General features: G+C 72.0%; 13 protein-coding genes. 6 read left to right on the top strand and 7 right to left on the bottom strand.

Features of this window, described 5'->3' with window-relative positions:
* Positions 1–252: 252 nt before the first annotated feature.
* Positions 253–1,287 carry a PHP domain-containing protein gene (locus tag VGI02_RS11900; RefSeq protein ID WP_331627569.1) on the bottom strand — a complete coding sequence of 345 codons (1,035 nt, stop codon included), beginning with the start codon at positions 1,285–1,287 and terminating at the stop codon, positions 253–255.
* A gap of 88 nt (positions 1,288–1,375) precedes the next feature.
* On the opposite strand from VGI02_RS11900, the gene VGI02_RS11895 reads away from it, so the two are divergent.
* The 6 genes from VGI02_RS11895 (at position 1,376) to phoU (ending at position 8,875) form a co-directional block, all read left to right on the top strand.
* Positions 1,376–2,974, top strand: coding sequence for a Rieske 2Fe-2S domain-containing protein (locus VGI02_RS11895; RefSeq protein WP_331627568.1), 1,599 nt, complete (start codon positions 1,376–1,378; stop codon positions 2,972–2,974).
* Between the two features lies 1 nt (position 2,975).
* Positions 2,976–4,109, top strand: coding sequence for a tRNA dihydrouridine synthase DusB (gene dusB, locus VGI02_RS11890; RefSeq protein ID WP_331627567.1), 1,134 nt, complete (start codon positions 2,976–2,978; stop codon positions 4,107–4,109).
* 5 nt (positions 4,110–4,114) lie between these two features.
* The gene (locus tag VGI02_RS11885; RefSeq protein ID WP_331627566.1) at positions 4,115–4,597 is read left to right on the top strand and encodes a hypothetical protein; all 483 of its coding nucleotides are present in this window, start codon (positions 4,115–4,117) and stop codon (positions 4,595–4,597) included.
* Between the two features lie 261 nt (positions 4,598–4,858).
* On the top strand, positions 4,859–5,815 hold the full coding sequence (locus VGI02_RS11880; RefSeq protein ID WP_331627565.1) for a GGDEF domain-containing protein: 957 nt from the start codon (positions 4,859–4,861) through the stop codon (positions 5,813–5,815).
* A 181-nt stretch (positions 5,816–5,996) separates the two neighbouring features.
* Positions 5,997–8,138, top strand: a complete 2,142-nt coding sequence (locus tag VGI02_RS11875) for an LCP family glycopolymer transferase (RefSeq protein ID WP_331627564.1) — start codon at positions 5,997–5,999, stop codon at positions 8,136–8,138.
* 80 nt (positions 8,139–8,218) lie between these two features.
* Complete coding sequence (phoU, locus tag VGI02_RS11870) at positions 8,219–8,875, top strand: phosphate signaling complex protein PhoU (RefSeq protein ID WP_331627563.1); 657 nt, start codon at positions 8,219–8,221, stop codon at positions 8,873–8,875.
* Between the two features lie 140 nt (positions 8,876–9,015).
* Here phoU and pstB read toward each other — a convergent pair whose 3' ends face one another.
* The 6 genes from pstB to VGI02_RS11840 all read right to left on the bottom strand — a co-directional run bounded on the left by pstB (position 9,016) and on the right by VGI02_RS11840 (position 15,008).
* The gene (gene pstB / locus VGI02_RS11865) at positions 9,016–9,792 is read right to left on the bottom strand and encodes a phosphate ABC transporter ATP-binding protein PstB (protein WP_331627562.1); all 777 of its coding nucleotides are present in this window, start codon (positions 9,790–9,792) and stop codon (positions 9,016–9,018) included.
* Between the two features lie 9 nt (positions 9,793–9,801).
* Positions 9,802–10,713, bottom strand: a complete 912-nt coding sequence (pstA, locus tag VGI02_RS11860) for a phosphate ABC transporter permease PstA (RefSeq protein ID WP_331627561.1) — start codon at positions 10,711–10,713, stop codon at positions 9,802–9,804.
* Complete coding sequence (pstC, locus tag VGI02_RS11855; protein WP_331627560.1) at positions 10,713–11,684, bottom strand: phosphate ABC transporter permease subunit PstC; 972 nt, start codon at positions 11,682–11,684, stop codon at positions 10,713–10,715. The genes pstA and pstC overlap by 1 nt, the downstream gene beginning before the upstream one ends.
* 157 nt (positions 11,685–11,841) lie before the next feature.
* Entirely contained in the window at positions 11,842–12,948 is a 1,107-nt protein-coding gene (gene pstS / locus VGI02_RS11850) for a phosphate ABC transporter substrate-binding protein PstS (protein WP_331627559.1), read from the bottom strand.
* A 230-nt stretch (positions 12,949–13,178) separates the two neighbouring features.
* Positions 13,179–14,144: a mycothiol synthase gene (gene mshD / locus VGI02_RS11845; RefSeq protein ID WP_331627557.1), complete on the bottom strand. Its 966-nt coding sequence runs from the start codon at positions 14,142–14,144 to the stop codon at positions 13,179–13,181.
* A gap of 84 nt (positions 14,145–14,228) precedes the next feature.
* Positions 14,229–15,008, bottom strand: coding sequence for a winged helix-turn-helix transcriptional regulator (locus VGI02_RS11840; protein WP_331627556.1), 780 nt, complete (start codon positions 15,006–15,008; stop codon positions 14,229–14,231).
* Between the last annotated feature and the right edge of the window lies 1 nt (position 15,009).

Below are 15,009 nucleotides of genomic sequence, written 5' to 3'. Positions count from 1 at the left end.
TCCCTCGGCTGATGCCGCGGGGCTCGGCTGGACGGGGTCCGAGCGCTCCGGGGGCCTGGTGTCCGTCGGGAATTCACCGGTCGACGTGTCCACCCCGAGGGGGCGGAACCGGCCAATCCACGACCTGACGTCGACTAGCTGACGGACACCTCACGAGTCCCTGCGTTCTTCAACGTCGGACCACCTCCTCTCGCGTGTACCTCCACGCTAGGCCGAGATCGCCCGGCCCGCAAACGACTTCGAATCCGCAGGTCAGAGGCGGGTTCGCCAGGCGAGAAGGTCGTCGGCGGAGCGGACGTTGACGAGCCTGTCGACCGGCACCTCGCACTCGACGGCGCGCTCGCAGCCGAAGGGCTGCCAGTCGAGCTGGCCGGGCGCGTGCGCGTCGGTGTCGATCACGAACTCGCACCCCGCCCCGAGCGCCAGGCGCAGCAGATCGCGTGGCGGGTCGAGCCGCTCCGGACGGGAGTTGATCTCGACTGCGACCCCGTTCTCCAGACACGCGTCGAAGACCGCCTCGGCGTCGAACGTCGACGGCGGCCGGGTCCCGCGGCCGCCGGTGACGAGCCGCCCGGTGCAGTGGCCGAGCACGTCGACGAGCGGGTGCGAGACGCCGCAGACCATCCGGGCGGTCATCTCCGCACTCGGCGAGCGCAGCTTGGAGTGCACCGAGGCGACGACGAAATCCAGTTCCTCGAGCAGGTCGTCCGGGGCGTCGATCGAGCCGTCCTCGAGGATGTCGACCTCGATCCCGCGCAGCAGCCGGAACGGCGCGAGCTCCTCGTTCACCTCGGTGATGACGTCGAACTGTCGGCGCCGCCGCTCCGGGCTGAGCCCGTTCGCAACCGTGAGGTTCTGCGAGTGGTCGGTGAGCACCATCCACGCGTGCCCGAGGTCGCGGGCGGTCCTGGCCATCTCGAGGATGTCGCTGCCGCCGTCGGACCAGGTCGAGTGCGTGTGGCAGTCACCCCGCAGCGCCTGGCGCAGCGACGCGCCGCCTGCGACCGCCTCGGTGTGGCGGCCCTCCAGCTCGGCCAGGGTCTCCGAGGTCCGGCCGGCCACGACGTCGGCGACGACGGCGGCCGTCTTCTTGCCCACGCCCTTGAGGTCGGTGAGGGTGCCCGAGGCGGCGCGGGAGGCCACCTCGTCGGCGTCCAGGGCGGCCAGGCGCTCGGCCGCCGTGCGGTACGCCTTCACCCGATAGGTCTCGGCGCGCTCGCGTTCGAGGTAGAAGGCGACGGCGCGCAGTGCGGCGATCGGGTCACCGTCGACGGGGATGGCGGTCACGACACAGGGATACCCCACCCGGAACCGTCGTGGGCCCCACCACCACGGACAATCGGTGTCGAGCCATGGACTACGAGGAGGTCTGCTCGTGCGGGTGACCGGGGTCGGGCACGCGGGGATGCGTTTCGAGACGGCGGGCGGCAGCGTGCTCTGCGACCCGTGGACGAACCCGACGTTCTTCGCGTCCTGGGTGCCGTTCCCCGACAACACGGCGCTGGACTGGGACGCCCTCGGCGACTGCGACTACCTCTACGTCTCCCACCTGCACCGCGACCACTTCGACGCGGACAACCTGCGCGACCACGTGTCCAAGGACGCGCGCGTGCTCCTGCCCGACTACCCGACCGACGAGCTCGAGCACGAGCTCCGCGACCTCGGCTTCCGGCACTTCGTCCGCACCGAGACCGGGGTGGCGCAGGAGCTCGACGGCGGACTGCGCTTCATGATCACCTCGCTCAAGGGTCCCGGTGACGGCCCCATCGGCGACTCCGCGCTCTCCCTCGACGACGGCACCGCACGCGTGGTCAACCAGAACGACGCGCACCCGCTCGACATCCCGAAGCTGCTGGAGTTCGGCGCCTACGACGCCCACTTCACCCAGTTCTCCGGCGCCATCTGGTGGCCGATGGTCTACGACCTCCCGAAGGCCGCGAAGCGGGAGTTCGCCCGCCGCAAGCGCATCGGCCAGGAGGACCGGGCGATGCGCTACATCCGTGAGGTCGGCGCGGCGCACGTCTTCCCGACCGCGGGTCCGCCCTGCTTCCTCGACGACGACCTGTTCCGGTGGAACGGCCTGGGCTACGAGGGCGTCGACGGCGAGTCGATCTTCACCGACCAGTGGGAGTTCCTCGGGCGGATGCGCGAGCTCGGCCACGAGGCCGGCTCCGACCAGCACGGCCACCTGCTGCTGCCCGGGACCACCGCCGAGATCGGCCACGGCACCGTCACCGACCTCACGCACCCGATGTCCGACGCCGAGGTCGAGACGATCTTCCTCGACAAGGAGCGCTACCTCCGGGAGTTCGCGGAGCGCGCCCGGCCCGCGATCGACGCCCAGAAGGCCCGCTGGGCCACGCCGCAGCCCGACATCCTGCGCCAGCTCAAGGAGTGGATCGAGCCGCTGATGAAGCGGGCCGACCACATGTGCGACGGGATCGGCGGCCCGGTCCGCATGGACCTCACCGGGATGCCGGAGGCCACCCCCGGCATCGACGAGCACGGGACGCTCTCGCTGGCGTTCGACTTCGCCGCCCGCGAGATCCGGGTCTACGACGGCGAGCAGTGCCGCTACCGGTGGACGGTCCCGGGCACGCTCGTGGCGACCAACGTCGCGACCGGCGAGGTCGACTGGTCGAACTCGCTGTTCCTCTCGGTGCGGTTCGCCGCGACCCGGGTCGGCCAGTACAACGAGTACCTCTACACGTTCTTCAAGTGTCTGTCCGAGGAGCGGATGGACTACGTCGAGAACTGGTACGACGCCCAGAACGACGACGGGAACGACATCGAGCTGGACGGGTGGAAGGTGCAGGCCCGGTGCCCGCACCTCTCGGCCGACCTCTCGAAGTTCGGCTCGGTCGACGGCGACGTCCTCACCTGCACGCTGCACAACTGGAAGTTCAACCTCGCGACCGGTCGCTGCCTGACCTCGGCCGGCCACGAGATCCGCGCGGAGAAGCTGGGCGAATAGCATGGCTGTGGTGAAGGCGTTGCGCATCGGAGGGCACGAGCTGACGACGCCCGTCGTCCTCGCGCCGATGGCCGGCGTCACCAATCCACCGTTCCGCCGGCTGTGCCGGGAGCAGGGCGCCGGGCTCTACGTCTGCGAGATGATCACCGCGCGGGCCCTGGTGGAGCGCCACCCCGGCACCGCCGACATGATCGCGTTCGACGACGACGAGTCCCCCCGCTCCATGCAGCTCTACGGCGTGGATCCGGTGACCGTCGGGCGCGCGGTCGAGCGGATCGTCGACGAGGACCTCGCCGACCACGTCGACCTCAACTTCGGCTGCCCGGTCCCTAAGGTGACCCGACGCGGCGGGGGCGCGGCGCTGCCCTACAAGCGGCGGCTATTCGAGCGCCTCGTGGCCACCGCGGTCGCGGCCGCCGCGCGCGGCGGGCTGCCCCTGACGGTCAAGATGCGCATCGGCATCGACGACGACCACGAGACCTTCCTCGCCGCGGGGCGCATCGCCGCCGCCGAGGGCGTGGCCGCCGTCGCCCTGCACGCCCGCACCGCCGCCCAGCGCTACTCCGGCCACGCCGACTGGGCGCGCATCACCGAGCTGCGGGACGCGCTGCCCGCCGAGGTCCCCGTCCTCGGCAACGGCGACATCTTCGCCGCCGAGGACGCCCTGGCGATGGTCGAGAAGACCGGGTGCGACGGCGTCGTGGTCGGTCGCGGCTGCCTCGGGCGGCCGTGGCTGTTCGGCGAGCTGGAGGCGGCCTTCGCGGGGCGCCCGGCGCCGACCCCGCCTGCGCTCGGGGGCGTCGCCGGGGTGATGCGTCGCCACGTCGAACTGCTCATCGCCCACCACGGCGAGCGCAAGGGCGTCCGCGACGCCCGCAAGCACATGTCCTGGTACCTGCACGGGTTCGCGGTCGGCTCCGAGCTGCGCCGCGAGCTGGGGATGATCGACGGGCTGGAGAGCCTGGACGGGCTGCTCGCCCGCCTCGATCACGACCAGCCGTTCCCGCCGGAGGCCGACGGCCCGCGGGGGCGGCAGGGCTCGCCCGGTCACGTCACGCTGCCCGAGGGCTGGCTCGACGACCCCGAGGACGCGACGGTGCCCGCGGGGGCCGACGTCATGAACTCCGGCGGCTGATCCCCGTGCCGGGGCGGGTCAGGTCGGGCACCGCCCTCGTCGTCGGGACCGTGCTCACCGCCGCCCTCGTGGCCGGGTGCGGGGCGGTCGTCCCCGGGCAGGCCCGCGTCGCACCCGTGGCCCGCGGCGATCGGGCCCTGATCGACCAGTACATCGCCTCCGTGAACCACGTCGGGGACGCCGGCCCGACCGCCCAGACCGCGTTCCTGCGGGCCACCCAGGCCCAGGGCGCGCCGTTCCCGCCCGACCGGTGCTTCGCCAACGTCACCCTGCAGACCGACCTGGTCGGCCGCACGCTACGACCCGACCCCGGCTGGAAGCCTCCCGCCACCCGGCCGGACGCGACCGCCCCTGACGGCGCGATCTACGTGGTGGCGGCCGCGGTGTCCGTCCGGCGCGGCCCGTCGGAGATCCGCGAGGACGTCGGGTCGAAGCACTTCGTCGTTCGCGAGGGCCGCGTCACCGGCTACGCTCCGTGCGCTGACTGAGACCTGACACCACGCGCCGTCACGTCGGTCGAGCTTGAGCCCCCGGTCGGGCAGCGTTCCGGGGCCGAATGAGCAGCAGCCTGATCTCTCCACGCAGAGTCACATCGACCGGACGGTGGAATTGCCTCGCGGTCGGGGCGGGGTCGTTGCACCGGCGCTCTCACGCGCGACACTGGTAGCAGCACGCGGAGGGAGCGGCGGGTGTTCGTGAGGGCCTCACGGGTCGGCGGTCGGCCGGACTCGGCGCCGGCGGTGACGTCGGTGACGCCTGCGCACCCGTCCGTCCCGGACCTGCCTGAGATTCCCGTCCACGAACCCGCTGCCAGCACCTTCGACACCGCCCCGATCGTCGGGATCGACGAGGCGCTGCGGATGGATGATCCCGGGGACGACCCGGGGGCCGACCGCGCGACCCAGGCCAGGGCGCACGAGGCGGCCGCCGAGGTCCTCGCCGACCGCGGCGACTGGCGCCGCGCCTACCACCACCTGCGGGCCGCGATGGCCCTCGTGCACCTCGACGAGACGCCTCCGGTGCACGTGCCCGAGCAGTTACGCCGCGAAGTCGACCGTCTCCGGCGGGAACGGGCCGAGGCGCGCGAGCAGAGCCGACGGGACAGCCTCACCGCGACCTGGAACCGCCGCTACCTCGACGAACGCCTGTCGACGCTGCGTGACGGGTCCTCGGAGGCGGTCTGCGTGGCCCTCGTGGACGTCGACCACTTCAAGCTCGTCAACGACACCTACGGGCACGCGGTCGGCGACTCGGTGCTGCGCGGCCTCGTGACGCTCATGCGCGACGGGGTGGTCGGTCTCGCCCCGGACGGCTTCTGCGCGCGGTACGGCGGCGAGGAGTTCGCGCTCGTGCTGACCGGCGCGACCCCGGAGGACTCGGTGCACGCCTGCGAGGCCATCCGCGCCCGCGTCGAGGAGCACGACTGGGCCGCGACCGCCGCCGGGCTGCGGGTGACCGTGAGCGTCGGGCTGGGCTGTCTCGGGGCCGAGGCGCCCGCCGTCGAGGGCGGGGGCGTCGACGGAGGCGCGCTCGACCGCGTCGACGAACTGCTCTACGTCGCGAAGCGCACCGGGCGCAACGCGGTGGCGTTCCGCGACCCGGCGGGACAGGTCCGGCTCGCGGGCCCGGCGTCGGGGCGCCGCGGAGTCGACGCCGTCGCCCGGGCGGTGTGCGACCCGGACCGTTCGAGGGGCGACGGCCACTGAACGTCGGCCGGATCTCGGCCGTTCAGTCCATCTCGTCACGATAGGGTGACGGAGGTTGCCTCTCGTGGCGCTGGAGAGTAGGGCCCGCGCCCACGGACCGGTGACCGCCTGAGTACTATCCGTGGGCCCGGCGCAGGCGGTACGCGCCCGGTTTCCTGTCCGCGGGTTGTCCGGGGGTGTCGTGAACGACGACCGAGAGCGCGGCGCCCGATCCGGCGTCCCCCGCGCCCGGTCGGCCACGCCCCGGCCCGCGACGGCGGGCCCGCCCTCGGTACCGACCCGGATCGTCGTCGACGCCTCGGCGGACCCCGCCCGTCACGGCGGGCTCTCGCCGACGATGGTGCCGCTCGCCCGCAAGCGCGCGATGCGCCGCGGACTGCGCCCCGGTGGCGCCGCCGCCACCACCGAACCGATGCGCGACCTCGTCGGGGCCGCCGCGCGCAGCGACCTCGCCGCGCCCGCGGAGCCCGAGCCCCCGTCCCCTCCTGCCCCGCCCCGGGGACCGGTGCGGTCCGCGCTGGTCCCCCCGCAGCAGGCGTCCCGGACGGCCTCGGACGCGCGACCCCCGTGGCCCCCGCGCGACTCCGCGGGCCGCGAGCCCACCGAGCGGATGCTCCCGAGACCCGCCGTCGTGCCCGCCGCCCGGACCGTTGCCGTCCCCTCCGGAACGGCCGCCCCCGAGTGGGCCGCCACCTCCGCCGTGGTCTCCGGCGTCGCGCGGCGCCTGGGCGGGCGGCGCCGACGCTGGACCTGGGCCCACACGATGCGGCTGGTCGCCACGGCGACCTCGGTCCTCGTCGTCCTCGTGTGCGGGCTGGCCTGGGGCGCGACGTCGTGGTTCGAGACCGCCGTCCGTCAGATCGCCGCCCTGGACCCCACCTCGACCGCCATCGTCGACCCCGCCGCGCAGGCGGGTGACCAGAACTTCCTCGTGGTCGGCTCCGACACGCGTGTGGGCGCCGCGCCCACCGAGGACGTCGGCGACTCGAGCGACGTCCCCGGGGCCCGTTCGGACACCGTGATGGTCGTCCACGTGCCCGCCGACCGGTCCCGGGTGACGGTGGTGTCGTTCCCCCGCGACCTCGAGATCGACCGGCCCTCGTGCGAGCGGTGGGACTCCGTCTCGGGCGCCTACACACCGCAGACGATCACCGAGGCGCCCCAGGTGAAGCTGAACTCGGCCTACCAGGTCGGCGGCCCCCGCTGCGTCACCAAGGTCGTCCAGCAGCTCTCCGGCCTCGCGGTCAACCACTTCCTCGGCGTGGACTTCTCCGGGTTCAAGGACATGGTCGACGCGGTCGACGGCGTGCCGGTCTGTATCGAGAAGCCGATGCGGGACACGATCCTGGGGACGGTGATCCCCCGCAGCGGCACGTCGGTGCTCAGCGGCGACCAGGCCCTGAACTTCGTGCGGGCGCGGCACGTCATCGGTGACCCGACGAGCGACTACGGCCGCATCCACCGCCAGCAACTGTTCCTCTCGGCCCTGCTGCGGCAGTCGCTCTCGGCGGGCACGCTGCTCGACCTCGGCAAGCTCCAGGGCCTGGTCGACGCGGTCTCCCGGTCGACCTACGGCCAGAACATCGAGGCGAGCCAGCTGCTCGGCCTCGGACAGTCGCTGTCCGGCCTGGACGCCCGGAACGTCACCTTCACGACGGTGCCCACCACCGGCGCGGCCAACGACCGCGGCAACGAGGTGCTCCGCGGCGGGGACGACCGGGCCCTCTTCGACGCGATCATCAACGACCGTCCGCTGCCGGGCCAGCCGGGCGCGGCGCCCCCGCCCGGCGCCCCCGTGGCGCCTGTGCCGGCCGACCGGGTCGCGCTGACCCTCGTGGACGCCCGCAGCGACTCCGGCGGCTCCAGCGGCTCGGGGGACTCCACGAACGCCGCCTCGTCCGGCGGGACCGCCTCCGACAGCCGGGCTTCCGACGGCAGCGCGGCCGAGGACGGCGGCTCCGACGACAGCGGGTCCGACGACAGCGCCTCGGGCTTCCGCAACGACCGTACGTCCCAGGGCCCCTCGAGGACGTCCGTCGCCGGTGTGCTGCGGGGCTACGGGTTCACGGTGAGCGCAGACGGGACGTCGTCGGCGTCCCCGGCGACCACGCGCACCGCCATCGGCTTCTCGCCGGACCAGGCCGGCGCGGCGGCGACGCTCCAGCGGGCCGTCCCGGGCGCGGTGCTCGCGCCCGAGCCGGGCGGTTCGGGTGCGCTGGTCCTGGCGCTGGGCGACGACTTCGACGGGCGCGTGCTCGACCCGGCCGCACCACCGCCCGCGGCCCCCGCGCTGGTCAACGCCGCCGACAGCGTGTGCGGCTGACCACCGGGTACGGCGGGTCGTTCACCGGCGGTTCATGCGCAGGACGGGTGTCGGCCCTCGCTCCCGCCTAGTCTGCGCGCATGCGCGCGGCCTACCACGAGAAGCTCGAGGGCTTGAACGACGAGCTCGCCCAGATGTCCCAGCTGGCCGGCGAGGCCATGAAGAAGGCGACGACCGCCCTGCTCGAGGGGGATCTCGACCTGGCCGAGGAGGTCATCTCCTCCGACACCGCCATCGACGCCCTGCGGACCTCCGCGGAGGAGCAGGCGTTCGGCCTGCTGGCCCTGCAGGCCCCGGTGGCGGGCGATCTTCGCTCGGTGATCGCGGCGATCCACTCCGCGGGCGACCTCGAGCGGATGGGCGACCTCGCCCTGCACGTCGCCAAGGCGGCCCGCCGTCGCCACCCCGACCTGGTGCTGCCCGGTGAGGTGGCGCCGTACTTCGCCGAGATGGGGCGCGTCGCGCTCGACCTCGCCCAGGACGCCCGCCGCGTAATCCTCGACCGCGACATCGAGCTCGCGTTCACCATGGAGTCCGACGACGACGCCATGGACGACCTCCACCGCCACCTGTTCACGGTGATGATGAACAAGGACTGGCCGCACGGCGTCGCGCCCGCGGTGGACGTGACCCTGCTCGGCCGCTTCTACGAGCGCTTCGCCGACCACGCGGTCGCCGTCGCGCGCCGCGTCGTCTTCATGGTCACCGGCAAGATGCCCGACCCGCCGCTGGCCTGATCGCCTCTCCCCCGATCGCCACTCCCCCGATCGCCACACCCCCACGGGGACGAACGACTCGTTCGTGGCTTCTATGTGCACGAACGAGTCGTTCGTTCCGTTCTGGAGAGGCGGGAGGGGCGGGGCCGGACGTGGGCCGATCAGCCGAAGCGGCCGGAGATGTAGTCCTCGGTCTCGGTCTGGGTCGGGTTCGAGAAGATCTTCTCGGTGTCGTCGATCTCCACGAGGTGGCCCGGCTTGCCGGTGGCCTCGAGGTTGAAGAACGCCGTCTGGTCGCTCACCCGTGCCGCCTGCTGCATGTTGTGGGTGACGATGACGATCGTGTACTCCTTCTTGAGGTCCCCGATGAGGTCCTCGATCGCCAGCGTCGAGATCGGGTCCAGCGCGGAGCACGGCTCGTCCATGAGCAGCACATCGGGCTGCACGGCGATCGCCCGGGCGATGCACAGCCGCTGCTGCTGACCGCCGGAGAGGCTCCCGCCGGGCTTGTCGAGCCGGCTCTCGACCTCTTTCCAGAGGTTCGCGCCGCGCAGTGAGGCCTCGCAGACCTCGCTGAGCTTGCTCTTGTCCCGCACGCCCTGCAGCTTCAGGCCGGCGACGACGTTGTCGCGGATGGACATCGTCGGGAACGGGTTCGGGCGCTGGAAGACCATCCCGATCGTGCGACGGACCGCCACGGCGTCGGAGCCGCGGGCGTAGATGTCCTCGCCGTCGAGATGGATCTGGCCGTCGACGCGGGCACCGGGGATCTCCTCGTGCATGCGGTTCAGCGTCCGCAGCACCGTCGACTTCCCACAGCCCGAGGGGCCGATGAACGAGGTGACGGTACGCGGCGGCACGGAGAGGTTGACGCTCTGCACGGCGTGGAAGTCGCCGTAGTAGATGTCGACGTCCTTGAGGTCGAGACGCTTGGCCACAGGAGGTCCTTACTTCGAGATCGCCGAGAAGCGGGAGATGAGGCTCGCGAGGAGCTGGAAGATCATCACGATGATGATCAGTGTCAGCGCGCCACCCCAGATGCGGAGCTGGCCCGCCGCCGAGGGGTTCGTCGAGAGCTCGGTGTAGATGAGCAGCGGCAGCGACGCCTGGTTGCCCTCGAACGGGTTGAAGTTGATGGCGCGGGCGTAGCCGACGAGGACGAGGACCGGCGCCGTCTCCCCCATGACGCGGGCGAACGCGAGCATCACGCCCGTGACGGTGCCCGAGAGCGCGGTGGGCAGGACGATGCGCAGGATCGTCTTCCACTTCGGGATACCGAGGGCGTAGGAGGCCTCGCGCAGCTCGTCGGGCACCAGCTGCAGCATCTCCTGCGTGTTGCGGATGACCACCGGGAGCATGAGCAGCACCAACGCCAGGCCCACGAGGAAGCCGCTCTGGTCCATGCCGAGGATCGAGATGAACAGCGCGAAGATGAACAGCGCCGCGACGATCGAGGGCACGCCGGAGAGGATGTCGACCATGAAACTGGTGATCTTCGCGAGCCTGCCGCGGCCGTACTCCACGAGGTAGACCGCCGCCATGATCCCGATCGGCACCGCGAAGGCCCCGGCGATCAACGCCTGGATCAGGGTCCCGACGATCGCGTGGTAGACGCCGCCCTTGACCTCGTCGGGCGTCACGCCCGACAGCGACTTCGTCCACCAGTCCGCGGAGATGATCGCCGGGACGCCCTTGATGAGCACGCTGACGAGCAGCCACACCAGCGGGATCACCGCGATGAGGAACGCGAGGGTGACCAGCACGGTCGCGGCCTGGTTCTTGATCTTGCGCACGGTCGAGACGCTGCGGAAGGTCTCGGGGACCGCGGGGCGGTCCGGGGCGTCGAGAGCGGTCGACATCAGCCGTTCACCTTTCCACCCGCCACCACACGGGCGATCGCGTTCACGACGAAGGTCAGCACGAACAGCACCAGACCCGCCGCGATGTAGGCACCGGTCGGCAGCGGCTGGCTGAACTCCGAGGCCGCCGAGGCGATGAGCGAGGCGAACGTGTAGCCGCCGTCGAAGAGGCTGCCGTGCGAGGGGCTCGTCGAGGCTCGGATCACCAGCAGGATCGCGATCGTCTCCCCGAGCGCGCGCCCGAGGCCGAGCATCGATGCGGCGATGAACCCGCTGCGCCCGTAGGGCAGCACCGCCATCCGGATGACCTCCCAGCGCGTGGCACCGAGAGCCTGGGCGGCCTCGATGTGGAAGCGGGGGGTCTGCCGGAACACCTCCTGGGTCGTGGCGGTGATGATCGGCAGGATCATGATCGCCAGGATGATGCCCGAGGTGAAGATCGTGCCGGTGAGGACCGGGCTGATGTTGCCGGGCGAGAACAGGAAGAACCAGCCCAGGTAGGTCTGCAGGAAGCTCGCGAACGGTTCGATGAACGGCGCCAGGACGAGGATGCCCCACAGGCCGTAGACGATCGACGGGACTGCCGCCAGCACCCCGATCACGAACGCGAACGGCCGCGCCAGGCGCGCCGGGGTGTACTGCGTCAGGAACAGCGCGATGCCCATGCCGATCGGCATGGCGATCACCAGCGCCATCAGCGACGACAGCACGGTGACGACCAGCAGGTCCCGGATACCGAACATCAGGTTGTTCGCGTCGCTGGTGTTGAACTCGGCGCTCGTGAAGAAGTCGGCGTGGTTCGCGATCAGCGAGGGCACGGCCTGCACGACGAGGAACAGGCCGATCAGGACGACCGCCATGACGACCAGGAGGCCGGCTCCGGAGGTGATCCAGCGGAACAGGCGTTCACCGGTGCCCCCCGAACTCGCCGGGGAACTCTTGGGGGACTGGGGTTCGGACACGGATCCCATGGTGGCCGATCCCGTCGGAGTGTCCTGAGGCTCGGACCCTCCCGAAGGGGCCCGATGGGAGGTGCGTTCGCTCACGATTCCGGATCCGTCTCCGTCGTCTGGGTCTTGCCGGGTGAGCCCGGCCGGGACGTGGTCCCGGCCGGGCTCACGTCTCCGATCAGGAGATCGCGTTGACCGAGGCCGAGAGGCGCTGCTTGAACGCGTCGGGGATCGGGACGTAACCGCCCTGCGTCAGCGTTCCCTGGGCTTGCGGGGAGAGGGCGGTCTGCAGGAACGCCTTCACCGCCTGCCCGGTCTGCGGGTCCGAGTACTTGGTGCAGACGATCTCGTAGGTCGCCAGCGCGATCGGGTACGCGCCCGGGGTGGCCGTCTGGTAGAGGCTGGTCAGGTCGAGGGACAGGTCGTTGCCCTGGCCGGTGACCTTGACCGTGTCGATCGCCTTGGCGACGGCGTCGGTCGAGAGCGCGACCGGCTGGCCGCCGCCCGCGTTGATGATCCCGGCGCTGGGCAGCTGGGCCTTCTGCGCGAAGGACGCCTCGATGTAGGCGATCGAGTTCGGCGTGCTCTTCGTCGCGTCCGTGACGCCCTGGCTGCCCTTGGCGCCCGCACCGGTGCCGCCGTTGAACGTCTGCGTCGAGGGCCTGCCGTAGGCGTTGTTCGACGCGGCGTTCAGGTAGGTCTGGAAGTTCTGGGTGGTGCCGGACTCGTCCGAGCGGAAGTTCACGACGATCGGCGCTGCGGGCAGGTTCTTGCCGGGGTTCAGAGCCGCGATGGCCGGGTCGTTCCAGGTCTTGACGGTGCCGTTGAAGATCTTGGCGGTGGTGGGACCGTCGAGCGCGAGGTCGGTCACCCCGGCCACGTTGTAGGCGACGGCGATCGGGCCGAAGACCATCGGGAGGTCGAGGGCCGGCGAGGCGCAGCGCTGGGTGGCCTTCGCCATCTCGTCGGACTTGAGCGCGGCGTCGGAGCCCGCGAAGTCGGTCTGGCCGCCGATGAAGTCGTTGCGGCCCGCACCGGAGCCGCTCGCCGTGTAGTTCAGGGTCTGACCGTTGCAGGTCTGTTCGAAGGTGTTGACGAAGCCGGTGATGGCGTTCGCCTGGGCGGTCGAGCCGCTGGCCTTGAGCGCCTGCTCGCCGCCGCAGGTGACACCCGACGCCTGCGGGGCCGAGCCACCGCCGGAGTTGTTGTCACTGCCGCATGCGCTGAACAGGAGCGCCCCGGCCGCGATCACACCGATCGCCGCTGCGCGCCGCTGGAACCTCACAGAGATCCTCCGTCTCGTCCCCGTCCCAGCACCGATTCGTGGCGGCCTGGGCGAATCGGTCGACACGGGCTGCATCGACCGCTGCGGAGGCTATGCAGAGCGGGTGGACGACCGACGCTGGCGAGGTGAACGCGGAGTGAACAGGCCCGGTTGTGCGCCACCGGCCGAAGCGAGACTCGTCACACCAGGTCAGAGGGTCTCCCCGCGGATGACAGAGGGTAGTGGAACGTTCACACACCGCCGCGTGCATCACCGGCAGGTGGCGCGGAGGTGACGTCGGGGAGTCGGAACGAGACGTCCGTGGCGTCGACCTCGAACCCCAGTCGCCGGTAGGTCGCGACGGCGGGCGCGTTGTCCGCCTCGACGTAGAGGACGACCTCGTCGAGACCCCTCCCGGCCAGGTGGTGCAGCCCGGCGAGGGTCAGTGCACCCCCGAGGCCGCGGCCCTGGGCGTCGGGATCGACCCCCACGACGTAAACCTCGCCGACCGGGCCGCCGTCGCGGGCCCCGTCGGGGTGGACCTTCGTCCAGTGGAAGCCGAGGAGTCGATGCGAGGAGTCCTCGCGCGCCAGCAGGAAGCCCTCGGCGTCGAACCACGGCTCCTGCTCGCGCCGTCGGACGTCCTCGACGGTCATCGCCCCCTGCTCGGGGTGCCAGGCGAAGGCGCGGGCGTTGACGGCGACGACGTCGGGCTCGTCCTGCCCGGGCGTCAGCCCGCCGATGGTGATGCCGTCCACCGCACGCGCGGCGGGCAACGCGCCCGCTCCGGCGGGGCGGCGCATCATCCACAGCTCGCGGTCACGCTGCAGGCCCAGGGCCGCGGAGAGCTCCGCCGCCCCCGGCCGCTGACCGTGCGCCCAGCCGCGGGCGTGCCCCGGCAGCACCGCGGGGTCGGCCCGGATCTCGCGGGCGAGCGCCGTCGCGAGCCCCTGCCGGCGCGCCGTGGGCGCCACCCCCAGTTCGACCACGACGTCGTCCGGGTCACCCCCGTCGACGTGCGCCCAGGCGAGGAGGCCACCGTCGTGGCCGCGCACCACCAGGTGGCGGCCGTGGCCCGTCGGCGTGGCGAGGTCGAGCAGCGCGGGCTCGGACCACGCGGCCACCCCGTCGGCGTGGCGGACCACGTCGACCAGACGCTCGATGTCCGCGCGGTCGGTGGCCGTGGGCTCGATCCACTGCGGCACGGGGCTCGTCACGGCGGGCGAGGCTACCCGGGTGCGCTGCGCGCTCGTGAGCAGAAAACGTCGCATGACAGCATTTTGCTCACGAGGCGAAGCCACCTAAGCGCCGCCCGCCCAGGCCGCGGGGCGCACCACGCGGGCATCCCCGCCGGTGTTCCAGTGCGCGGGCCTGCCCGGCTCCTCGTCGTCGGCGACCTCACCGTCGTCGAGGGCCAGGCTCGACGAGCCGGCCTCCGAGGCCGTGCCGAGCACGCCGCGCACCGGCCGGACGAACTTGTAGCCGACGTTGCGGACGGTCCCGATCAGCTGCTCGTGCTCCGAGCCGAGCTTGGCCCGCAGCCGCCGGACGTGGACGTCCACGGTGCGGGTGCCACCGAAGAAGTCGTAACCCCAGACCTCCTGCAGCAACTGGGCACGGGTGAAGACCCGACCGGCGTGCTGGGCGAGGTACTTGAGGAGCTCGAACTCCTTGTAGGTCAGATCGAGCGGGCGACCACGCAGGCGCGCGGTGTAGGTCGCCTCGTCGATCACCAGCTCGCCGAGCACGAGGGCGCCCTCACCGCTCGAGCTGTCCGAGGACCGGCGGGCCCGCAGCAGACGCAGCCGGGCGTCGATCTCGGCGGGGCCGGCTCCGGGCAGCAGGACCTCGTCCACGCCCCACTCGAGCGAGACGGCGACGAGGCCGCCCTCGGTGAGCACGGCGATGACGGGGACGTCGAGCCCCGTGGAGCCCAGGAGGCGGCACAGGCTCCGGGCGGCGGCGAGGTCGTGGCGGGCATCGACGAGGACGGCGTCGTGCGGTCCGGCGTCGAGGAGCGCGGCCACTTCGGGCGCCGCGGTCCGGAGCCCGTGGGGTAGCAGGGTCAACGACGGCAGCACT

The organism is Actinomycetospora sp. (genome assembly GCF_036497245.1).
In the GTDB taxonomy this organism is placed as follows: domain Bacteria; phylum Actinomycetota; class Actinomycetes; order Mycobacteriales; family Pseudonocardiaceae; genus Actinomycetospora.
Note: the sequence above shows the minus strand (reverse complement) of the source record. Positions and strands in the feature narration are given on the sequence as shown.